Genomic DNA, 22,460 nt, shown 5'->3' on the forward strand with positions numbered 1-22,460 from the left:
CGTAGTATTAGGATGTCAGGCGTGACGAGCGCCAAGCGGAAGTTTTTGATTATTAGCAGGCTTAACAATTAAAGTAAGCCATACCGCGACGAAAAGCGCCACTCCCATGAAAATGTACGAGGCGGACGGACTGCCGGTCGAACCGTTCAGGTAGCCGACAAACCACGAGCCAAAGAAGGAGCCCAGCGCGCCCATGCTGTTAATCAGCGCCATCGCGCCGCCCGCTACGTTGCGCGGCAGCATCTCCGGGATGATGGCGAAGAAGGGGCCATAGGGGGCGTACATCGCCGCGCCGGCAATCACCAGCAGGGTATAAGAAGCCCAGAAGTGGTTCGCGCCGACCGCCCAGGAGCCGATAAAGGCCAGCCCGCCAATCAGCAGCAGCGGCCAGACGAACAGCTTACGGTTCTGCATTTTGTCCGAGGCCCAGGAGACGACGATCATCGCAATCGTTGCCGCCAGGTAAGGTACCGAAGAGAGCCAACCAACCTCAACCATGCCCATGTTTTCACCGCCGCTGCGGATAATTGACGGCAGCCACAGCACGAAGCCGTACACCCCGATACTCCAGGCAAAATACTGCATGCACAGCAGCACGACGTTACGTGAGCGGAAGGCCTCGCCGTAGTTACGTACGGCTTTGATGCCCTGCTGCTCGCGTTCCAGCTGCTCCTGCAGCGCGGCTTTTTCGCTCTCGGAGAGCCAGTTCACCTGCGACGGCTTATCTTTTACCAGCACCCACCAGCAGAAGGCCCAGAGCACTGCCGGCACGCCTTCAATAATGAACATCTCGCGCCAGCCAAAGGACTGAATCAGGTAGCCGGACACCACCGACATCCACAGCACCGTGACCGGATTACCGAGGATTAAAAAGGTATTGGCGCGCGAGCGTTCGGATTTAGTAAACCAGTTGCTGATGTAAATCAGCATCGCGGGCATCACCGCTGCTTCGACGACGCCGAGAATAAAGCGGATAGCGGCCAGGGCCGGAATGTTGTGCACCATGCCGGTCAGCGAAGCGCAGGCGCCCCACAGGATCAGGCAGATAAAAATAAGTTTTCGCACGCTGCGGCGTTCAGCGTAGATTGCCCCAGGGATCTGGAAGAAGAAGTAGCCGAGGAAGAAGAGGGCGCCCAGCAGCGATGAGACCCCTTTAGTGATCCCCAAATCTTCGGTAATGCCCGCCGCGGAGGCGAAGCTGAAGTTGGCACGGTCGAGATACGCCAGGCTATACGTGATAAACACGATAGGCATGATGTACCACCAGCGTTTTGTTGCATTGGTTAAGCTGTTCATAGGCTTGCCTCTGTATGTGAGGTAACACTCACCGATAGAAGGTGTCTTATGCCGCGCTGTATGTAGGGTACAGAGTGGCGACCATCGTTGTATTAAACGTTATTCGCCCAGCGCGTCGCGCGTCGGTAATCCTTCGCTGTCGCCCTGAACCTGAATCGCCAGCGAGCCGATTTTGTTCCCACGCCGTACCGCCCGATCCAGGGTTTTGCCTTCCAGCAGGGCGCTAATTACCCCGACGGCAAAGCCATCGCCCGCGCCGACGGTATCGACGACGTTATCGACCTTAACTGCCGCGACGGCACCCTGCTCACCCGCGGCGGTTTTATACCAGGCCCCGTCGGAGCCGGTTTTGATAATCACGGCGCGCACGCCGCGGTTGAGATAGAAGTCCGCGATAGCCTCCGGCGTTTGCTGACCCGTCAGGATTGTCCCCTCCTTCAGGCCGGGTAAAACCCAGTCGGCCTGGAACGCGAGATGGTTGAGCTTTTCCACCATTTCGCCTTCGCTTTTCCACAGCACTGGGCGCAGGTTGGGGTCGAAAGAGATCGTTTTTCCCTCGGCCTTCATTGCGCCGGCGGCACGATCCAGCAGCGCATATGAACTCTCCGACAGCGCGGCGGCGACGCCGCTCAGGTGCAGATGGCGAGCGCTGGCGAAGTAATCGGGGTGGAAATCATCCGGCGACAGGTGGCTGGCCGCCGAGCCTTTGCGGAAATATTCCACAATGGGATCGGTTCCATTTTCGACTTTAGATTTCATCTGGAAGCCGGTTGCGTAGCGCGGGTCCTGAGTTACGCCGCGGGCATCAATCCCTTCTTTTGCCAGCGAATTAAGAACAAAACGACCGAAGCTATCCTCGCCGACGCGGCTGACCCAGCCGACCTTCAGCCCCAGGCGAGCCAGGCCGGTGGCGACGTTCAGCTCTGCGCCGGCGACGCGCTTGATAAAGCGTTCAACCTCCGCGAGATCCCCGGTTTGGGTCGCTACAAACATAGCCATCGCTTCGCCGATGGTAATGACATCCAGGTTGTTTTCCATGGCTTAATCCTCGCGTAAAAGATTGACATAGCGGCGGGTAACGGCCGTCAGGTCATGGCCGACCAGCGGAAATTCGATACCGCGTGGGGCATCAGCAGGCAGGTTATCCAGCAGCGCCAGCCAGCGCGGAGAGGCCTCGTCGGGCGGAACGGCACGGAACTGCTCGTGATGCGGCTGGGCCGCCTTAACGTGAATATAGCTGACGGCAGGCGCGAGATGGCGGGCGGCCTCTTCCGGCGAATCGCCGACCCACAGCCAGTTGCCCATATCAAACGTCAGCGTCACCGGCAGGTTATTCACCCGGCAGATGGCTTTAAACCGCTGCATTGGCGCCAGCTGGCCGCAATCGGTCTGGTCATTTTCCACCACCAGCGCCATACCGCTCGCCTGCAGCGTGCTGCGCAGGGTCTCCAGCTGATGGTTATGGATGAAATGGCCGAGGGAGAGTTTTAACCATAAGGCGTTGAGGGTTTGCGCTTCCTGCAGCAGCGCCGAGAGGTTCGGGTTAAGCGACCCGTCGGCGGCGAACAGGGCTTCCGGCGCAGAGTAGCAGACCAGCAGGCCGTGGCTTTCAATCTCCGCGGCGAGGGCCGGCAGCCGGTTCAGTTCCTCTGCGCTGAATAACTCGCGGCGGATCTCCACGCCGTCGGCGCCGGAACCGGCAATGAACGGCAGTACGGCGGACTGCCCGCCAAGCTCTCTAACGCGATCGTTGCCATAAGCGGCGGTCACGACAATGATTTTTCTGGCCATCTGACAAACTCCCGGTGGTTCTGTAGCGAATCTCTCTATTACGCTAGATGGTACCGGTTCCAAAGAAAAGGGGAGGATGTCTAATTTATGATCACCATCACGAAGGAGAGTCAACGGGAGGTCGATCCGCGGACGATCAGCTCCCCGGAAAATACCCGCTCACAGATTGGCTCATGGGCGCCTTCGATGCGGCGTACCACCTGTTCAACGGCGGCGTAGCCTATTTGCCACGTCGGCTGTTTAAGGGTGGTGATGCCGACGCCCGCGAGCTCCGCCCACTCCAGCTCATCAAACCCGAGCAGGCCGATATCGCTTCCCCAAATCAGGTCAACGCGCTTCAGCGCGCGCGCGACCTGCAGCGTCAGGGCGCCGTTGGCGGAGATTACCGCTTTGCGCATCCCGCGATGTCCGGAGTGAAACTGGCGCAGTACGCTGTCCAGCATCGCGCCGTCGTTGAGCGGGACTTCGGCATTTTCCGCGACGATCCCGGCGTGGCGCTGGAGGGTAGTGCGAAAGGCGCTCAGCCGCTCGCGTCGCGTGTTGACGGAGCCCAGCGGCTCGCTCAGAAACAGCAGCGCCTCGAAGCCTTTCTCCACCAGATGCTCGGTGGCGGTAGTGGCGGCCTGGGTGTTATCCAGCCCGACCACGTCGCAGGCAAAATCGGGAATTTTTCGGTCGATCAGCACCATCGGCAGCGCCGACTGCTGCAGGCGATTGAGCCCCTCTTCGCGCATGCCGACGGCGTTGACCACAATCCCCTCAACCTGATAGCTGCGCAGCAGATCGAGATAGTGCAGCTCCTGGTCCAGCTCGTTGTTGGTGTTACAGACCAGCAGGGTGAACCCTTTTTCGCGGCAGGCGGCCTCGATGCCGCTCAGCACGTTAACCGAGTAGGGGTTGGTAATATCGGCGATGATCAGGCCAATCAGGCGAGTGCGGCCGTGCTTAAGGCCGCGGGCCATCAGGCTGGGGCGATAGTTAAGTTCGGCAATCGCCTTTTCAATGCGCGCCAGCAGGTCATCGGAAAGCAGATGCTTTTCGCCGTTGAGGTAGCGTGAAATGCTGGTTTTACCGGTCTTTGCGGCTTTTGCCACATCGCTAATGGTTGCTCGCGCCGCTTTCGCCATGATGGCTTCCTTTGCTGAAATCTGGAGAACACCTTAGCGCGAAAATTCGCTATATCAAGCGTTTTGCCCGGTAAGCGCGTCTTACCGGGCGCAGGAGGGAGCGATGAAGCGGGATTACTGCAGCGGGCTGAGGGTAATTTCCACGCGACGGTTCTGTGCTTTGCCTTCCGCAGTGCCGTTGCTGGCAATCGGATTGGCCGGGCCCATGCCGCTGGTGCGGATACGGTTTGCCGCCACGCCCTGGGTGATAAGGGCGCTGGCAACGCTATCCGCGCGCTGCTGCGAGAGGCGCATGTTCAGATCCTGGCCGCCGCTGCTGTCGGTATAGCCGACCACGTTAACCGCCGTCTTTTCGTACTCTTTCAGCACCATCGCGACCCCGGTGAGCGTATTGGCTCCCGCTGGTTTGAGGTTGGCGCTGCTGCTATCAAAGGTGACGTTATTGGGCATATTCAGCACGATGTTATCGCCATTTCGCGTCACGCTAACCCCGGTTCCCTGCATTTTCTCGCGCAGTTTGGCTTCCTGTACGTCCATGTAGTAGCCGATGCCGCCGCCAAGCGCCGCGCCCGCCGCCGCGCCGATCAGCGCCCCTTTACCACGGTCGTGTTTGGAAGAGGAGAGCGCGCCAATACCCGCGCCGACCAGGGAGCCGATGCCCGCGCCGACGCCGGATTTTCCTGCTTCACGTTCGCCGGTATAGGGGTTGGTCGTACAGCCAGAAATGGCCAGTGTGCCGCTAACCATAGCCGCAATCATCAGTACGCGTTTTTTCATATTATTTCCTTAATCCATTTTATTCTTTGTCACAGCGCCCGTGACGGTTGATTATGACGCCCGGATGCGGAGAAAATTCCCCGGATAACGTCTCTATTTGTAAGTAACCTTGAACGGCCGAATAACAGGCCGTCACAACACCTGCATTCGCTGACCAGGAGCTCGCTTTGCCAACCTCATCTGCAACTGAAACCATCCTCACCGCGGCCCATTGGGGACCGATGCTGGTTGAAACCGATGGTGAAAATGTCCTCTCCTCCCGCGGCGCGCTGGAAACCCCCTTCGCAAACTCTCTGCAAACCGCCGTGCGGGACCAGGTTCATAGCAAGACCCGCGTGCGCTACCCGATGGTGCGAAAAGGCTTTCTGGCCTCGCCGGATAGCCCGCAGGGCGTACGCGGACAGGATGAGTTTGTCCGGGTGAGCTGGGAGCAGGCGCTGGATCTTATTCATGCCCAGCATCAGCGGATCCGCGAGAGCTACGGCCCGACGTCGATCTTTGCCGGCTCCTACGGCTGGCGCTCAAACGGCGTACTGCATAAAGCGGCGACGCTGCTGCAGCGTTACATGAGCCTGGCCGGCGGCTATACCGGCCATCTCGGGGATTACTCCACCGGCGCGGTGCAGGCGATCATGCCGTACGTGGTGGGCGGAAATGAAGTGTATCAGCAGCAAACCAGCTGGCCAATGGTACTGGAACACAGCGACGTGGTGGTGCTGTGGAGTGCTAATCCGCTGAATACGCTGAAGATTGCCTGGAATGCCTCCGATGAGCAGGGAGTGACGTGGTTCGATCGGCTGCGCAAGAGCGGCAAACGGGTGATCTGCATCGATCCGATGCGATCGGAAACCGTTGATTTCTTTGGCGAGGATATCGACTGGGTGGCCCCGCATATGGGAACGGACGTGGCGATGATGCTCGGGATCGCCTCGACTCTGGTCGAAAACGGCTGGCAGGACGATGCGTTCCTGGCGCGCTATACCAGCGGCTATGAGATTTTCGCCCGCTACCTGACCGGCGCAAGCGACGGCGTGGCGAAAACCGCCGAGTGGGCCGCAGAGATTTGCGGCGTAAGTGCGGCTAAAATTCGCGAACTGGCGAAACTGTTCTACGAAAATACGACCATGCTGATGTCCGGCTGGGGCATGCAGCGTCAGCAGTTCGGCGAGCAAAAGCACTGGATGCTGGTCACGCTGGCCGCGATGCTGGGACAAATTGGCACCCAGGGCGGCGGCTTTGGCCTCTCCTACCATTTTGCTAACGGCGGCAATCCGACCCGCCGGGCGGCGGTGCTGGCCTCCATGCAGGGCTGCGTGGCGGACGGTATTGAGGCGGTGGAAAAAATTCCGGTGGCGCGCATCGTCGAAGCGCTGGAAAACCCCGGCGCGCCCTATCAGCACAACGGCATGGACCGATGCTTCCCGGATATTCGCTTTATCTGGTGGGCGGGCGGCGCCAATTTTACCCATCATCAGGATACCAACCGCCTGATCCGCGCCTGGCAGAAGCCGGAGCTTATCGTTATTTCGGAGTGCTTCTGGACCGCCGCGGCCCGCCACGCTGATATCGTCCTGCCGGCGACAACCTCATTTGAACGCAACGATATGACCATGACCGGCGATTACAGCAACCAGCATCTGGTGCCGATGAAGCGCGTGGTTGCGCCGCGCGACGAGGCCCGCGATGACTTTGAGGTCTTTGCCGATCTCAGCGAGCGCTGGGAAGAGAGGGGACGCGCGCGCTTTACCGAGGGGAAAAGCGATATCCAGTGGCTGGAAAGCTTCTACCGCACCGCGGCCCAGCGCGGCGCGAGTCAGCAGATTACGCTGCCGCCGTTCGAAGAGTTCTGGCAGGATAATCAGCTGATTGAGATGCCGGAAAACCCCGACAACGCCCGCTTCGCCCGCTTTGCCGCCTTCCGCGCCGATCCGCAGGCTAATCCGCTGAAAACGGCGAGCGGAAAAATTGAGATCCACTCGCCGACGATTGCCGGTTTTGCCTATCCCGACTGCCCGCCGCACCCGATGTGGCTGGCGCCGGACGAATGGCATGGCAACGCGCAGCCGGGCCAGCTGCAGGTGCTCTCCGCCCATCCGGCCCATCGCCTGCACAGCCAGCTGAATCACACGACCCTGCGGGAGCAGTACGCGGTTGCCGGCCGCGAGCCGTTAACTATTCACCCGCAGGATGCCGAGGCGCGGCAGATTGCCGACGGCGATCTGGTGCGGGTATGGAATTCGCGCGGCCAGGTTCTGGCCGGCGCGGTGGTGACGGAGGGGATCCGCCCCGGGGTTATCTGCCTGCACGAGGGCGCCTGGCCTGATATCGACCCGCAGGCGGGGATCTGTAAAAATGGCGCCGTGAACGTGTTGACCAAAGATATTCCGACTTCGCGCCTCGGTAACGGCTGCGCCGGAAACACGGCGCTGGCGTGGCTGGAAAAATACGCCGGCCCGGCGCTTACGTTAACGGCGTTTGATCCACCGGCCAACGCATAATCCACGTCGGCTGCAGGGTATCGTCCTGCCATGCGCAGTCTTCTATCCGGAAGCCCTGCGCATGGTAGAAATTCACCGCCTGTAGGTTTTTTTGGTACACCTCGAGGCTCAGCCAGGCATAGTGCCGCTTGACCTCGTCCACCAGCGCGCGGCCAATCCCCCGGCGCACAGCCGCCGGGGCGACGAAAAGCGCGCCGACAAAGCGTGACTCCAGCACGCTGATAAAGCCTTTTATCTCACCGTCCTCTTCCCACACCCAGGTACTGGCGGCGGGAAGGTAAACGTCGCGCACGACCGCGAGGCTTTCATGCCAGTAGGCCTCTTTGATAAACGGATGCGCATGAATCGTGCTTTCCAGCCATAGCGCGAGCAGCGGGCCGATCTCTTTAGTTTCCCACTTGCGGATCATCCGCACCTCCGGGGTAACAGAAGCAGCCTGTGACGTGATCGTTCACCAGCCCGCAGGCCTGCATAAAGGAGTAGCAGATAGTCGAACCGACAAACTTGAAGCCGAGTTTTTTCAGCGCCTTCGACAGCGCGTCGGAGGCGGGGGTTGTCGTTGGGATTTCCGCCAGCGTAGCGGCGTGCGATATCTGCGGGTGGTTATCGACAAAGGACCAGACAAAATCGCTGAAGGAGTCGCCCTTTTCTTCCAGCGCAAGAAAGGCCCGCGCGTTGCCGATAATGGCCTGAATTTTTCCGCGATGGCGAATAATACCGGCGTCCAGCAGCAGACGCTCAACGTCGGCCTCATCCATCGCGGCGACGCGAACCGGGTCGAACTGGTGAAACGCCCGGCGATAGTTCTCACGTTTTTTTAGCACCGTAATCCATGAAAGCCCGGCCTGCTGGCCCTCGAGGCAGATCATTTCGAACAGCTTCCCGGCGTCTCTTTGCTCTACGCCCCATTCGCTATCGTGATACTGAATATAGAGAGGGTCCTGGCTAACCCATCCGCAACGCTGCATGTCTTTCTCCCTTAGCAATAAACTTACGCGTTCACCTTGACGGCTGAAAGATAAAGATAATAGTTAATACAGGGATACCACTCCCAAATACAGGGGTATCAGATCCCATAAAAAACACAGCAATACTTCCGGTTTGGCTCTTTATGGAGTCGCTTTAATGATAATAAAGAAATGCAATGGCTTGTGGGGATACTTCCTCCCGGCGTGCGTATCCGTGTGGGTATCGTGCGTCAGTGGGGTGAATGCCTGGCAACAGGAATATATCGCTATCGATACAAAAAGTAATACACCTGAACGCTATACGTGGGACAGCGATCACCAACCGCGCTATGAGGACATTCTGGCTGAGCGCATCAATTCAACCGGCGAGGCCGCCGGATTCACCCTTAACCAGGCGCTGGCACCGCCGGATATCGGGCACGGCATGAGCGTGGGCTGGAACTTTACCTTAGCCAACGGCGTGACTTCAGGGCCGGTGGCAAGCCTGCGCAGCGATCTACAGCCGCCTCCCGTTCGCCGCGCGGCGGAAAGCAGCTACGTGAACACGCTCGGCTGGCGCGTCGATTATCAGCAGCTGTGGGGTATTCATCCCTGGGCGCAGGTGAGCTACAACCAGGCGCTTGCTTCAGAGCTGCCCTGGCCAACCCGTACCCAGGACGGCGGCTGGCGGGATGTAACCTTCGGGGCGGATATGTCGCTCAATTCGCACCTTGCGGCATGGGCGGCGCTCTCGCAGGCGGATAACCTGCCGACCGGGGCAAACTATCAGTACCTGATGGGGGTCAGCGCCAATTTTTAAGCCGTCTTTCCGGACGGCTTCCGGCGACCTGCGCGCGCCGCTGGCATAAGATCGCCGGGCGTGCTGCTCGGCTACGCTGTGGCTATTTTGCTTCTGTAATGTGAATTATTTCGTCCATATGTAGCATGTTTGGCACCACTTTTTAACGTTGCGATCACAGAAACGGCGCGGCTTAATGAGATAGCAGGCACTAACTTATTCCCTGCCGTCGAGTGCGCGCTCGTTTCGCCATGTCATTCATTCCGGCATTTATGCATTTCATTCCCTGCTGACGGCATTTCATGCCTTTTCTCCCCAGGGCTTCTGGGGACTTCGCTATTGTGGCGGCAGTTAATATTTCAGGACATCTGCCATGAACGCTACCACTACTCAATATACCCGCTGGCTCACGCTGTTCGGCACGATCGTGACGCAGTTCGCGCTGGGATCGGTTTATACCTGGAGTTTGTTCAATAGTTCTCTTTCCGCAAAGCTGGACGAGCCGGTAAGCCAGGTGGCGTTCTCCTTTGGCCTGCTGAGCCTTGGCCTGGCGCTGTCTTCCTCCGTCGCCGGTAAGCTGCAGGAACGCTTTGGCGTAAAACGCGTGACGATGGCATCCGGCGTGCTGCTCGGGCTCGGCTTTTTCCTCACCGCCCACGCCAACAGCCTGATGATGCTGTGGCTGAGCGCCGGTCTGCTGGTGGGCCTGGCCGACGGCGCCGGCTATCTGCTGACGCTCTCCAACTGCGTGAAGTGGTTCCCCGAGCGTAAAGGGCTGATTTCCGCCTTCTCCATCGGCGCCTACGGCCTCGGCAGCCTCGGGTTTAAATTTATTGATAGCCATCTGCTGGCCACCGTCGGGCTGGAGAAGACCTTTATCATCTGGGGCGCGATTGTGCTGGTGATGATTGTTTTTGGCGCCACGCTGATGAAAGATGCGCCGAACCACACCGCCAGCACCCGCAATGGGGTGGTGGAGAATGACTTCACGCTGGCGCAGTCGATGCGTAAACCGCAGTACTGGATGCTCGCGGTGATGTTCCTGACCGCCTGCATGAGCGGCCTGTACGTTATCGGCGTGGCGAAGGATATTGCGCAGGGGATGGTGCACCTGGACGTGGCGACGGCGGCGAATGCGGTGACCATTATCTCTATCGCTAACCTCAGCGGACGCCTGGTGCTGGGGATCCTGTCGGATAAAATTTCCCGCATCCGCGTAATCACTATCGGTCAGGTTGTTTCGCTGGTCGGTATGGCGGCGCTGCTGTTCGCCCCGCTGAATGCCGTGACCTTCTTTGCCGCGATTGCCTGCGTGGCCTTTAACTTCGGCGGTACGATCACCGTGTTCCCGTCCCTGATCAGCGAATTCTTCGGCCTGAACAACCTGGCGAAAAACTACGGGGTGATTTATCTGGGCTTCGGTATCGGCAGCATCTGCGGGTCGCTGATTGCGTCCCTGTTCGGCGGATTCTACGTCACCTTCTGCGTGATCTTCGCGCTGCTGATTCTTTCTCTGGCGCTTTCCACGACGATTCGTCAGCCAAAAAACGAAGTATACAGCGCTGCACACGCCTGACGGCGACGGACTATCAATTAACTAAGCTAATAATGCCAATCCGACCAGATATTTTGTAAATATTTGGTCGGATCACATTCCCTCCTGATACTTTTCCCTTCCTCTGTGGTCTACTTACCGCGCTTTGTAGAGGTTTCTCATAACCAACCTTAACGCACTCTATTAACCTGCTCGCTTATATCGCGTAAGTGAGGGGGTTCTATCTCATCTTTTTCCAGGTTTTCTTGCATGAAATATATTAGAACGATGACGCAGCAGACGCTCAGTATATGGCTGGCGCTGTACATCGGCTGGTTTATGAACGTTGCCGTTTTTATCCGTCGTTTCGACGGTTATGCTCAGGAATTTACCTTCTGGAAAGGACTTTCCGGGCTTGTGGAACTGGTAGCGACCGTGCTGGTGACCTTCTTCCTTCTGCGTATTCTGTCGCTGACGGGACGGCGGTTATGGCGAATATTAGCCACTCTGGTGGTGCTGTTCTCCGCCGCCGCCAGCTACTATATGACCTTCCTCAACGTGGTCATTGGCTACGGTATTATTGCCTCGGTGATGACCACGGATATCGATCTTTCTCAGGAAGTGATCGGCTGGCATTTGATTCTTTGGCTGGTGCTGGTTAGCGCGCCGCCGCTGCTGTTTATCTGGAATAACCGCTGCCGCGATACCCTGTTGCGGCAGATCCGCACGCCGGGCCAGCGGGTGAAGAATATTGCCATTGTGCTGCTGGCAGGGCTGATGGTCTGGGGACCGATTCGTCTGCTTGAGGTTCGCCAGAAGAACGTGGAGCGGAATTCAGAAGTGGATATGCCGAGCTACGGTGGGGTGATTGCTAACTCCTATTTGCCCTCGAACTGGCTCTCCTCGCTGGGGCTGTACGCCTGGGCGCAGGTCGATGAATCCTCCGATAACGGCTCCCTGATTAATCCGGTGAAGAAATTCACCTACGTTGCGCCGCAGGGGCTGGATGATACTTACGTGGTGTTTATCATCGGCGAAACGACCCGTTGGGATCACATGGGGATTCTGGGCTATAGCCGCAACACCACGCCGAAGCTGGCCCAGGAGAAAAATCTCGTGGCCTTCCGTGGCTACTCCTGCGATACCGCGACCAAGCTCTCTCTGCGCTGCATGTTCGTTCGCGAAGGCGGGGCGGAAGATAACCCTCAGCGTACGCTGAAAGAGCAAAACGTATTTTCCGTTCTGCACCAGCTGGGCTTCACCGGCGATCTCTACGCCATGCAGAGCGAGATGTGGTTCTACAGCAATACGATGGCGAACACCATTGCCTATCGCGAGCAGATTGGCGCCGAGCCGCGTAACCGCGGTAAGAGCGTTGATGACATGTTGCTTATCGATGAGGTGAAGCGCTCGATGGTGAAGAACACCCGCGGCAAGCACCTGATTATTCTGCATACCAAGGGTTCGCACTTTAACTATACCCAGCGCTACCCGCGCAGCTTCGCCCAGTGGAAGCCGGAGTGCGTTGGCGTGGACAGCAAATGTTCGAAAGCAGAGCTGATTAACTCCTACGATAATAGCGTGAGCTATGTCGACCACTTTATTGTTAGCGTGCTGGATCAGCTGCGCGATAAGAAAGCGATTGTCTTCTATGCCGCCGATCACGGTGAGTCGATCAACGAGCACGAGCACCTGCACGGGACGCCGCGCAAGATGGCGCCGCCGGAGCAGTTCCGCGTGCCGATGATGGTGTGGATGTCGGATAAGTATCTGGAAGCGCCCGACCATGCGGCCTCCTTTGCCCGACTCAAGCAGCAGGCGGAGATGAAGGTCCCGCGTCGTCACGTTGAGCTGTACGATACCATTATGGGTTGTCTCGGCTACACCTCGCCGGACGGCGGGATTAACGAGAATAACAACTGGTGCCGCGTTCCCGGTGCGAGCAAAGCGGTGAAGGAGTCGCAAGAGTGATGAGTTTCTCGCCGCTTGAGTGATTTTTTCATAATAAGGCATTGACGGGTGTGGGTCTCAGCAGTAAGATGCGCCCGCATTCGGTGATTGGCGCAGCCTGGTAGCGCACTTCGTTCGGGACGAAGGGGTCGGAGGTTCGAATCCTCTATCACCGACCAAATTTAAAAGCCCGCTCTTAGAGCGGGTTTTTTTACGTCCGTGGCTGATGTAGATGCTTGTCAGTTCAGTAGCGTTCCGTTCACCGGACGTCTGGCAGAACATGCCGTCCCGCTGCCAGGTGACCGGGTTAAGGGGAAGATAACCGTCTTCCCCTTAACGATCCCCGCGGTCCCGCACGGAAATCGGTGCTGCGCACTGCGCTCACCTCCCGGCCTGCAGCCTGCGGTCGGCTCAACTCGACCTGCCCGCCCATTTCAGGGGCTCGCTCCTGTCTCGATTCGCCTCTTGCCGCCATCCCTGGCGGCCAGCCCTTGTCTTCCGGTCTCCGGTTCGCCGATTTCAGCGGGGAGTCAGGGCCCCGCTGCACGCCTTTTCTTCACTGTACGCTCAGCATCGCGGAGGGTAGGTGAGGGGATGAGATGAAGGTATGAGGCGATGGGTCGCTTAACTGAACGGCATGAGGCGCTTTGAACGGGCTTTTTTACGTCCGTGGCTGATGTAGATGCTTGTCAGTTCAGTAGCGTTCCGTTCACCGGACGTCTGGCAGAACATGCCGTCCCGCTGCCAGGTGACCGGGTTAAGGGGAAGATAACCGTCTTCCCCTTAACGATCCCCGCGGTCCCGCACGGAAATCGGTGCTGCGCACTGCGCTCACCTCCCGGCCTGCAGCCTGCGGTCGGCTCAACTCGACCTGCTCGCCCATTTCAGGGGCTCGCTCCTGTCTCGATTCGCCTCTTGCCGCCATCCCTGGCGGCCAGCCCTTGTCTTCCGGTCTCCGGTTCGCCGATTTCAGCGGGGAGTCAGGGCCCCGCTGGACGCCTTTTCTTCACTGTACGCTCAGCATCGCGGAGGGTAGGTGAGGGGATGAGATGAAGGTATGAGGCGATGGGTCGCTTAACTGAACGGCATGAGGCGCTTTGAACGGGCTTTTTTACGTCCGTAGCTGATGTAGATGCTTGTCAGTTCAGTAGCGTTCCGTTCACCGGACGTCTGGCAGAATATGCGGCCTCGGTGCCAGGTGACCGGGTTAAGGGGAAGATAACCGTCTTCCCCTTAACGATCCCCGCGGTCCCGCACGGAAATCGGTGCTGCGCACTGCGCTCACCTCCCGGCCAGCAGCCTGCGGTCGGCTCAACTCGACCTGCTCGCCCATTTCAGGGGCTCGCTCCTGTCTCGATTCGCCTCTTGCCGCCATCCCTGGCGGCCAGCCCTTGTCTTCCGGTCTCCGGTTCGCCGATTTCAGCGGGGAGTCAGGGCCCCGCTGCACGCCTTTTCTTCACAGAACGCTCTGCATGGCGGAGTAAGGGAGGGTCGGTACTATGCGCGTTGGGCGGGCATGGCGGGTGCGCTATTCCAGCCGACTCGGCAAAAAGGCGCTGATCCCCGTTTCTACCCGCCTGTTTATCGTTTTGTGACATCTTCCATTGTATTTTTTTATATATGAACCGATCTTTTTTCGCGAAGCTTATGGATAACGGCAGCATTTTCCGCTGTGCGTTTTAACGTTCGCGCTATTAATCGCTCACATATTGGTCACATAGTAAGAAATTTTGGCCATTTGCCAGAATTGCTTATCACTACATTTTGAAAGGTATTAAGGCGTTTGTGCTGGTTCATTGCCGGTAGCATAAATTTCTCTGCTGAAAATAGCCTCATGGAGTTTTTTTAATCTTTGCCTGCGGTTTCTCACCCCGGATGTAAAACCAGGTTGGCTGTATTGACGTTTCCCCATTCTGTTGACAGATTGTAGGGCATGAGGGGCATTTCATGGAGAATCCGCACTGCAACTCAGTCGTTTTTGTGAAAGGAATCCCCATCTCTCTCAGCGCCCTCGGGCACAACCGACCAGACCGGGTAAAAAATAAATAAAGGTCTGGCGGAAATATGCAAACAACATCACATCTGGAGCAGAATAATGAGTATTTCCTTGAAAAAGTCAGGGATGCTGAAGCTTGGCCTGAGCCTGGTCGCTCTGACCGTTGCCGCAAGCGTACAAGCTAAGACCCTGGTTTACTGTTCTGAAGGTTCGCCGGAAGGCTTTAACCCACAGCTATTCACCTCTGGTACCACCTATGACGCCAGCTCGGTGCCAATTTATAACCGCCTGGTGGAATTCAAAACCGGGAGCACCGAAGTTATTCCGGGCCTGGCTGAAAAATGGGAAGTGAGCGAGGACGGTAAAACCTATACCTTCCACCTGCGTAAAGGCGTGAAATGGCAGGACAATAAAGACTTTAAACCTACCCGCGACTTCAATGCCGATGACGTCGTGTTCTCATTCGATCGTCAGAAAAACGCGCAAAACCCGTACCATAAAGTCTCTGGCGGCAGCTATGAATACTTCGAAGGTATGGGCCTGCCGGACCTGATTAGCGAAGTGAAGAAAGTGGACGACAATACCGTCCAGTTCGTGCTGACCCGTCCTGAATCTCCGTTCCTCGCCGACCTGGCGATGGACTTCGCCTCTATTCTGTCAAAAGAGTATGCTGACAACATGCTGAAAGCCGGCTCGCCGGAAAAAGTGGACCTCAACCCGATTGGTACCGGCCCGTTCCAGCTGCTGCAGTACCAGAAAGATTCGCGCATCCTCTACAAAGCGTTCCCGGGCTACTGGGGCACCAAGCCGAAGATCGACCGCCTGGTCTTCTCTATCACGCCTGATGCCTCCGTGCGCTACGCGAAGCTGCAGAAAAATGAGTGCCAGATCATGCCGTACCCGAACCCGGCTGACATCGCGCGCATGAAAGAAGATAAAAACCTTACCCTGCTGGAGCAGCCGGGTCTGAACGTCGGCTACCTCTCGTTCAATACCGAGAAGAAGCCGCTGGATAATGTCAAAGTCCGCCAGGCTCTGACCTATGCGGTCAACAAAGAAGCGATCATTAAAGCCGTTTACCAGGGCGCAGGCCAGGCGGCGAAGAACCTGATTCCGCCGACCATGTGGGGCTATAACGACGACGTTAAAGACTACAGCTACGATCCGGAAAAAGCGAAAGCGCTGCTGAAAGAAGCCGGCATGGAAAAAGGCTTCACCATCGACCTGTGGGCAATGCCGGTACAGCGTCCGTACAACCCGAACGCGCGCCGTATGGCTGAGATGATTCAGGCCGACTGGGCCAAAGTTGGCGTCCAGGCCAAGATCGTGACCTACGAGTGGGGCGAATACCTCAAGCGCGCGAAAGCGGGCGAGCATCAGACCGTGATGATGGGCTGGACCGGTGATAACGGGGATCCGGATAACTTCTTCGCGACCCTGTTCAGCTGCGCGGCGGCGAAAGACGGCTCCAACTACTCCCGCTGGTGCTACAAGCCGTTTGAAGATCTGATTCAGCCGGCTCGCGCAACCGACGACCATAACAAGCGTATTGAACTCTACAAACAGGCCCAGGTAGTGATGCACGATCAGGCTCCGGCGCTGATTATCGCTCACTCCACCGTATTTGAGCCGGTGCGTAAAGAAGTCAAAGGCTACGTGGTCGATCCGTTAGGCAAACACCACTTCGAAAACGTCTCAATCGAATAATAAACAGTGTGGTCCCCCTCTCCCTTCCCGGGAGAGGGAATTGACAATTGTGAGCAATGCAGACGTCCTGTCACCAGGCAGAGCGTCACTATAGAGAATCCGGGTTATGTTGCAGTTCATCCTCCGACGTTTGGGACTTGTCATCCCGACATTTATCGGTATTACCCTTCTCACCTTTGCCTTTGTGCATATGATCCCCGGTGACCCGGTGATGATTATGGCGGGCGAACGTGGTATTTCCCCTGAACGTCACGCTCAGCTGCTGGCCGAAATGGGCCTCGATAAGCCGATGTGGCAGCAGTATGTCCACTATATCTGGGGCGTGCTGCACGGCGATTTAGGCATCTCGCTGAAAAGCCGTATTCCGGTATGGGAAGAGTTTGTGCCGCGCTTTAAGGCCACGATGGAGCTGGGCGTCTGCGCGATGATTTTCGCCGTCGTCGTCGGTATTCCGGTTGGCGTACTGGCTGCAGTAAAACGCGGTTCTATCTTCGATCACACCTCCGTTGGCCTCGCGCTGACCGGCTATTCCATGCCTATCTTTTGGTGGGGCATGATGCTGATTATGCTGGTCTCGGTGCAGCTTAACCTGACGCCGGTCTCCGGGCGTATCAGCGATACCGTATTCCTTGACGATACCCTGCCGCTGACCGGCTTCATGCTGATCGACACCGCTATCTGGGGCGAGCCGGGCGACTTTATCGATGCCGTGATGCATATGATTCTGCCCGCCGTGGTGCTGGGCACCATTCCGCTGGCGGTGATTGTGCGTATGACCCGTTCATCGATGCTGGAAGTGCTGGGTGAGGACTATATCCGCACCGCGCGCGCCAAAGGGCTGACCCGGATGCGCGTCATTGTGGTCCACGCGCTGCGTAACGCGTTGCTGCCGGTTGTCACGGTCATCGGTCTGCAGGTGGGCACGCTGTTGGCGGGCGCCATTCTGACTGAAACTATCTTCTCCTGGCCCGGCTTAGGGCGCTGGCTCATCGACGCGCTGCAGCGCCGCGATTATCCGGTAGTGCAGGGCGGCGTTCTGCTGGTAGCGACGATGATTATCCTCGTCAACCTGCTGGTCGATCTGCTGTACGGCGTGGTGAACCCGCGTATTCGGCATAGGAAGTAAGGGGCCATCATGTCACAAGTTACTGAAAATAAAGTTGTCGCCGCACCGGTGCCAATGACCCCGCTGCAGGAGTTCTGGCACTATTTCAAACGCAATAAGGGCGCGGTTGTCGGCCTGGTGTACGTGGCGATCATGATTATCATCGCCGTATTTGCCAATTTCCTGGCGCCGTATAACCCGGCAGACCAGTTCCGCGACGTGCTGCTGGCGCCGCCGGCCTGGCAGGAAGGCGGGAGCTTCGCCCACCTGCTGGGGACCGACGACGTGGGCCGCGATATCCTGTCGCGCCTGATGTACGGCGCGCGCCTGTCGCTGCTGGTCGGCTGCCTGGTGGTGGTGCTGTCGCTGATCCTCGGCGTGGTGCTTGGCCTGGTGGCGGGCTATTTTGGCGGGGTGGCTGATTCCGTCATCATGCGCATCGTCGACATCATGCTGGCGCTGCCTAGCCTGCTGCTGGCGCTGGTGCTGGTGGCTATCTTCGGCCCGTCGATTGTTAACGCTTCCCTGGCGCTCACCTTTGTCGCCCTGCCGCACTACGTGCGTCTGACCCGTGCGGCGGTGATGGTTGAGGTGAACCGCGACTACGTCACCGCTTCGCGCGTGGCGGGGGCGGGAGCGCTGCGTCAGATGTTCGTCAATATTCTGCCTAACTGCCTGGCGCCGCTGATTGTTCAGGCCTCGCTGGGCTTCTCTAACGCCATTCTCGACATGGCCGCTCTTGGCTTCCTTGGCATGGGTGCGCAGCCGCCGACACCGGAGTGGGGCACCATGCTCTCCGATGTGCTGCAGTTCGCGCAGAGCGCCTGGTGGGTCGTCACCTTCCCGGGTGTCGCGATCCTGCTGACGGTGCTGGCATTTAACCTGATGGGCGACGGTCTGCGTGACGCGCTCGATCCCAAACTGAAGCAGTAAGAGGTTCGAGATGGCGTTATTGAATGTTGATAAATTATCGGTGCACTTCGGCGACGAAGGGACGCCGTTCCGCGCCGTAGACCGCGTGAGCTACAGCGTAAATCAGGGTGAAGTGGTGGGCATTGTCGGTGAATCCGGCTCCGGTAAATCGGTGAGCTCGCTGGCGATTATGGGGCTGATTGATTACCCTGGCCGGGTGATGGCGGACAAGCTGGAGTTTAACGGTCGCGATCTGAAGCGCATCTCCGAGAAAGAGCGCCGCCAGCTGGTGGGTGCCGAAGTGGCGATGATCTTCCAGGACCCGATGACCAGCCTTAACCCGTGCTATACCGTGGGCTACCAGATTATGGAAGCCATCAAGGTGCACCAGGGCGGCAATAAAAAAACGCGCGTTCAGCGGGCGATTGACCTGCTGACGCTGGTGGGCATTCCCGATCCGGCATCGCGCCTCGACGTCTATCCGCACCAGCTCTCCGGCGGGATGAGCCAGCGCGTAATGATTGCGATGGCGATTGCCTGTCAGCCCAAGCTGCTGATTGCCGATGAGCCAACCACCGCGCTGGATGTCACCATCCAGGCGCAGATCATCGAGCTGCTGCTGGATTTGCAGCAGAAAGAGAATATGGCGCTGGTCCTGATTACTCACGATCTGGCGCTGGTGGCCGAAGCGGCGCACAAAATTATCGTGATGTACGCCGGTCAGGTTGTGGAAGCCGGCGACGCGGAGGATATCTTCCGCGCGCCGCGCCATCCGTATACCCAGGCGCTACTGCGCGCGCTGCCGGAGTTTGCCCAGGATAAGGCGCGTCTGGCGTCGCTGCCGGGCGTGGTTCCGGGGAAATATGACCGCCCGAACGGCTGCCTGCTCAATCCGCGCTGCCCGTATGCCACGGACCGTTGCCGCAGCGAAGAGCCAGAACTGAACCTGGTGGACCACGGGCGTCAGTCCAAATGCCACTTCCCACTCGATGATGCCGGGAGGCCAACCCTATGAGTACCGAACAGGCCACCGCGCAACAGCTCCTGTTGCAGGCCATCGATCTGAAAAAATACTACCCGGTGAAGAAGGGGATATTTTCCCCTGAAAGGCTGGTCAAGGCGCTGGACGGCGTCTCTTTTACCCTCGAACGCGGCAAAACGCTGGCGGTGGTAGGGGAGTCAGGCTGCGGGAAATCAACCCTCGGCCGCCTGCTGACGATGATTGAAATCCCTACCGGCGGCGAGCTGTACTACCAGGGACAGGATCTGCTGAAGCACGATCCGCAGGCGCAGAGCCTGCGTCGGCAGAAAATCCAGATTGTGTTCCAGAACCCGTACGGTTCGCTGAACCCGCGTAAAAAGGTGGGGCAGATTCTGGAAGAGCCGCTGCAGATCAACACGTCGCTGAACAAGGCGGAGCGGCGCGAGAAAGCGCTGGCGATGATGGCGAAAGTGGGGCTGAAAACCGAGCACTACGATCGCTATCCGCATATGTTCTCCGGTGGCCAGCGTCAGCGTATTGCTATCGCCCGTGGTTTGATGCTCGACCCGGACGTGGTGATTGCCGATGAGCCGGTCTCCGCGCTGGACGTGTCGGTGCGTGCGCAGGTGCTGAACCTGATGATGGACCTGCAGCAGGATATGGGGCTGTCGTATGTGTTTATCTCCCACGATCTGTCGGTTGTTGAGCACATCGCCGATGAGGTGATGGTGATGTATCTCGGGCGCTGCGTAGAGAAAGGTTCGAAAGAGCAGATCTTCAGCAACCCGCAGCATCCGTACACCCAGGCGCTGCTGTCGGCCACCCCGCGTCTGAATCCGGACGATCGCCGGGAGCGCATTAAGCTGACCGGCGAGCTGCCAAGCCCGCTGAATCCGCCGCCGGGCTGCGCGTTTAACGCCCGCTGCCGCCGTCGCTTCGGCCCGTGCACCCAGCTGCAGCCGCAACTGAAGGAGTACGGCGGTCAGCTGGTGGCCTGCTTTGCCGTTGACCAGGACGAAAACCAGGAAAAACGCCCCGTGTAATGACCCCGCTGCTGCCGAAGGACGAATGCTTTCGGCAGCGGCATATTGCTCTGCTTCCCCTTTTTTTTGCGCCGAAAAAGGCGCCCTCTGCTCTTAGAAGAATCAGTCATTCGACTTATATATAGAGATCTATACTCGTCATACTTCAAGTTGCATGTGTGTTGGCTACGTTCGCTCACCCGAATCACTTACTGGTGTAAGCTCATCGGGATTCACTCCCTTGCCGCCGTCCTGCAACTTGAATTATTTAGAGTATATAAAAAGTCTAAAATATATAATTCAGCGTCAATTTGATGCTTATTATGCTTATCGTAGATTGAAGTCCGGAATAAAAAACTGGTTATTTTCATTGATGAGGTGAATATGAACTGCGCCTTAAGATACCTCCTAAAAAATGGAGCTATCATTTCAGATAAGAACTGATAGGGTAGCCACATAACTATCAGTGCATTAAAGCCACTCTAACCCATATCCAGATAAAAGCCGTTGCATAGCCGATCGTCCTGATCAACTTAACTTTATGAAAAACAATAAAATACACTATGCTCTGGAAGTATAGGGTCTAAATAAAAACAGTTAAAATATAATGAATTTGAAATCATGGGGTTATCTATGAACCATTATGATGATTTGCAGCGCTTCAAGGAAAAGACTCGTACACAAAGTCTTCATTTCAGGGACCTTTCATCACAATCAGCCGCTCGGGAACAGGGAGATTGGGTCATTCTCAATCAGCTTGCGCCTGGGGAAAAAGAATCCTCGCTGGCAGTGGGAGGATCGGTATCGCTTCCTCTGCCGCAGCAGGTCCCCGCGGATACGTTTCTATGGGTTGAGCCTGAGCCAGCCCAGGCCGCTCCCGAGCCAACTCCGCCGGTCCTGACGCCAGAGCCGCCTCCCGCGGCCCCTGTCGTCGTGCCGGCTGCCGTTGCGCCGACCCCGGTTGCCCAGGCCGCTGCCCCAGCGGAGCCGGTGCCGGCGCCCCCCGCTGCCGCGCCGATATCCGCCCCTGCAGCGGTGACAGCACCCGCGCCGGCAATGAGCCTGCCGCCATCCGCTGCGCCTCGTCCGCTGCCGGCTCCGCTGACAGCCGCGGAAGGCTATGCGCATTTATTTGCGACGAAAGTTGCTGCACCTGCGGCTAAAGATAAAGATCAGCCGCTTAAATCTCTTTTAGAAAGGATTGCGACATGCCGCTGATTTGCGTGTGTTCTCCAAAAGGCGGCGTAGGAAAAACGACCCTCGCAGCAAATCTGGCCTACTCGCTGGCGCGCGCGGGTAGCAAAGTCCTGGCACTGGATTTTGACGTTCAGAATGCACTGCGCCTGCATTTTGGCGTCCCGCTTAGCGATGATCGCGGGTACGTAGCGAAGTCGCTCGAACTGCACGACTGGAGCCAGTGCGTGCTCAGTGCGGGCAGCAATATCTTCGTGCTGCCCTATGGCGACGTCACCGAAAAGCAGCGTCAGGCGTTTGACGAACGGCTCGTCAGCGATCCGCATTTCCTGACGCGCGGGCTGTCGGCGCTGCTCAACTACCCGGGACTGATTATTATCGCCGATCTGCCGCCGGGCCCCTCCGCGGCGCTGACGGCGTTAACGCCGCTGGCTGACCTGCATCTGGTGCCGCTGCTGGCGGACACCGCCTCGATGTCAACGCTATCCCATGTGGAAAAGCAGCGTTTAACCGGCGGTGAGCTCAATCACAAGCTCGGACACTTCTTCGTGATAAACCAGAGCGATACTCGCCGCCAGGTAAGTCGCGACGTGGTTGCGCTAATGGAGGAGAAGCTGAGCGACCGCCTGCTGGGCATTATCCACCGTGATGAAAGCGTCGTAGAGGCAAATGCTTCCCAAAAGTCGATTCTCGACTTTAGCTCATCCTCTGCAGCCGCCTTTGATATTGAAATCATTGCAAAAAAAATCTCTGCGCTGTTGGGTATCAATATTGGCGACGGCACGGTGCACGGCCAGCCTCGCATGTCAGGGCTTTAACTTAT

The 22,460-nt window shown here is 57.8% G+C and carries 17 protein-coding genes, 1 tRNA gene and 1 pseudogene; 12 read left to right on the forward strand and 7 right to left on the reverse strand.

The annotated features are described in order from the left end of the window. Nucleotides 1-15: 15 nt before the first annotated feature. From GVK32_RS00760 to GVK32_RS00780, 5 genes are all read right to left on the reverse strand, one after another. Entirely contained in the window at nt 16-1,296 is a 1,281-nt protein-coding gene (locus tag GVK32_RS00760) for an MFS transporter (protein WP_123709618.1), read from the reverse strand. A 99-nt stretch (nt 1,297-1,395) separates the two neighbouring features. Continuing rightward, nucleotides 1,396-2,334 carry a sugar kinase gene (locus GVK32_RS00765; protein WP_159864165.1) on the reverse strand — a complete coding sequence of 313 codons (939 nt, stop codon included), beginning with the start codon at nt 2,332-2,334 and terminating at the stop codon, nt 1,396-1,398. A gap of 3 nt (nt 2,335-2,337) precedes the next feature. Then, the gene (locus GVK32_RS00770) at nt 2,338-3,087 is read right to left on the reverse strand and encodes a sugar phosphate isomerase/epimerase (RefSeq protein WP_159864168.1); all 750 of its coding nucleotides are present in this window, start codon (nt 3,085-3,087) and stop codon (nt 2,338-2,340) included. A gap of 110 nt (nt 3,088-3,197) precedes the next feature. Then, nucleotides 3,198-4,214 (reverse strand): LacI family DNA-binding transcriptional regulator, encoded by a 1,017-nt coding sequence (locus tag GVK32_RS00775; RefSeq protein ID WP_159864171.1) that lies wholly within the window; start codon nt 4,212-4,214, stop codon nt 3,198-3,200. Between the two features lie 114 nt (nt 4,215-4,328). After that, nucleotides 4,329-4,991 carry an OmpA family lipoprotein gene (locus GVK32_RS00780; protein WP_041143148.1) on the reverse strand — a complete coding sequence of 221 codons (663 nt, stop codon included), beginning with the start codon at nt 4,989-4,991 and terminating at the stop codon, nt 4,329-4,331. Nucleotides 4,992-5,158: 167 nt separating this feature from the next. On the opposite strand from GVK32_RS00780, the gene GVK32_RS00785 reads away from it, so the two are divergent. Further along, nucleotides 5,159-7,489, forward strand: coding sequence for a molybdopterin guanine dinucleotide-containing S/N-oxide reductase (locus GVK32_RS00785; RefSeq protein ID WP_159864174.1), 2,331 nt, complete (start codon nt 5,159-5,161; stop codon nt 7,487-7,489). Here GVK32_RS00785 and GVK32_RS00790 read toward each other — a convergent pair. Together GVK32_RS00790 and tag are read right to left on the reverse strand one after the other, a co-directional pair. After that, nucleotides 7,452-7,898 (reverse strand): N-acetyltransferase, encoded by a 447-nt coding sequence (locus tag GVK32_RS00790; RefSeq protein ID WP_159864177.1) that lies wholly within the window; start codon nt 7,896-7,898, stop codon nt 7,452-7,454. The genes GVK32_RS00785 and GVK32_RS00790 overlap by 38 nt on opposite strands. Then, the gene (gene tag / locus GVK32_RS00795; protein WP_045853911.1) at nt 7,876-8,457 is read right to left on the reverse strand and encodes a DNA-3-methyladenine glycosylase I; all 582 of its coding nucleotides are present in this window, start codon (nt 8,455-8,457) and stop codon (nt 7,876-7,878) included. Before tag ends, GVK32_RS00790 begins: the two co-directional genes overlap by 23 nt. 157 nt (nt 8,458-8,614) lie before the next feature. On the opposite strand from tag, the gene GVK32_RS00800 reads away from it, so the two are divergent. From GVK32_RS00800 to GVK32_RS00850, 11 genes and pseudogenes are all read left to right on the forward strand, one after another. Beyond that, entirely contained in the window at nt 8,615-9,256 is a 642-nt protein-coding gene (locus GVK32_RS00800) for an autotransporter outer membrane beta-barrel domain-containing protein (protein ID WP_159864180.1), read from the forward strand. Nucleotides 9,257-9,608: 352 nt separating this feature from the next. Continuing rightward, nucleotides 9,609-10,811, forward strand: a complete 1,203-nt coding sequence (locus tag GVK32_RS00805; protein WP_123709626.1) for an MFS transporter — start codon at nt 9,609-9,611, stop codon at nt 10,809-10,811. 228 nt (nt 10,812-11,039) lie between these two features. Continuing rightward, entirely contained in the window at nt 11,040-12,740 is a 1,701-nt protein-coding gene (gene eptB / locus GVK32_RS00810) for a kdo(2)-lipid A phosphoethanolamine 7''-transferase (RefSeq protein WP_159864183.1), read from the forward strand. Nucleotides 12,741-12,821: 81 nt separating this feature from the next. After that, nucleotides 12,822-12,898 (forward strand) — tRNA-Pro (locus tag GVK32_RS00815). 1,916 nt (nt 12,899-14,814) lie between these two features. Continuing rightward, nucleotides 14,815-16,422, forward strand: a complete 1,608-nt coding sequence (dppA, locus tag GVK32_RS00820) for a dipeptide ABC transporter periplasmic-binding protein DppA (RefSeq protein WP_159864186.1) — start codon at nt 14,815-14,817, stop codon at nt 16,420-16,422. 106 nt (nt 16,423-16,528) lie between these two features. Beyond that, the gene (dppB, locus tag GVK32_RS00825) at nt 16,529-17,548 is read left to right on the forward strand and encodes a dipeptide ABC transporter permease DppB (RefSeq protein ID WP_159864189.1); all 1,020 of its coding nucleotides are present in this window, start codon (nt 16,529-16,531) and stop codon (nt 17,546-17,548) included. A gap of 9 nt (nt 17,549-17,557) precedes the next feature. Continuing rightward, a complete protein-coding gene (dppC, locus tag GVK32_RS00830) occupies nt 17,558-18,460 on the forward strand; it encodes a dipeptide ABC transporter permease DppC (protein ID WP_095102792.1) in 903 nt (300 codons plus the stop codon). 10 nt (nt 18,461-18,470) lie between these two features. Beyond that, nucleotides 18,471-19,454 carry a dipeptide ABC transporter ATP-binding protein gene (gene dppD / locus GVK32_RS00835; protein WP_159864192.1) on the forward strand — a complete coding sequence of 328 codons (984 nt, stop codon included), beginning with the start codon at nt 18,471-18,473 and terminating at the stop codon, nt 19,452-19,454. Continuing rightward, nucleotides 19,451-20,464, forward strand: coding sequence for a dipeptide ABC transporter ATP-binding subunit DppF (gene dppF / locus GVK32_RS00840; RefSeq protein WP_159864195.1), 1,014 nt, complete (start codon nt 19,451-19,453; stop codon nt 20,462-20,464). The genes dppD and dppF overlap by 4 nt, the downstream gene beginning before the upstream one ends. 612 nt (nt 20,465-21,076) lie before the next feature. Beyond that, nucleotides 21,077-21,661, forward strand: a complete 585-nt coding sequence (locus tag GVK32_RS00845; protein WP_159880929.1) for a cellulose biosynthesis protein BcsO — start codon at nt 21,077-21,079, stop codon at nt 21,659-21,661. A gap of 1 nt (nt 21,662) precedes the next feature. After that, nucleotides 21,663-22,455, forward strand: a pseudogene (locus tag GVK32_RS00850) (cellulose synthase operon protein YhjQ/BcsQ). Nucleotides 22,456-22,460 lie beyond the last annotated feature (5 nt).

This window comes from Klebsiella sp. 18074, from assembly GCF_902705905.1.
Taxonomy (GTDB): Bacteria; Pseudomonadota; Gammaproteobacteria; order Enterobacterales; family Enterobacteriaceae; genus Klebsiella; species Klebsiella terrigena.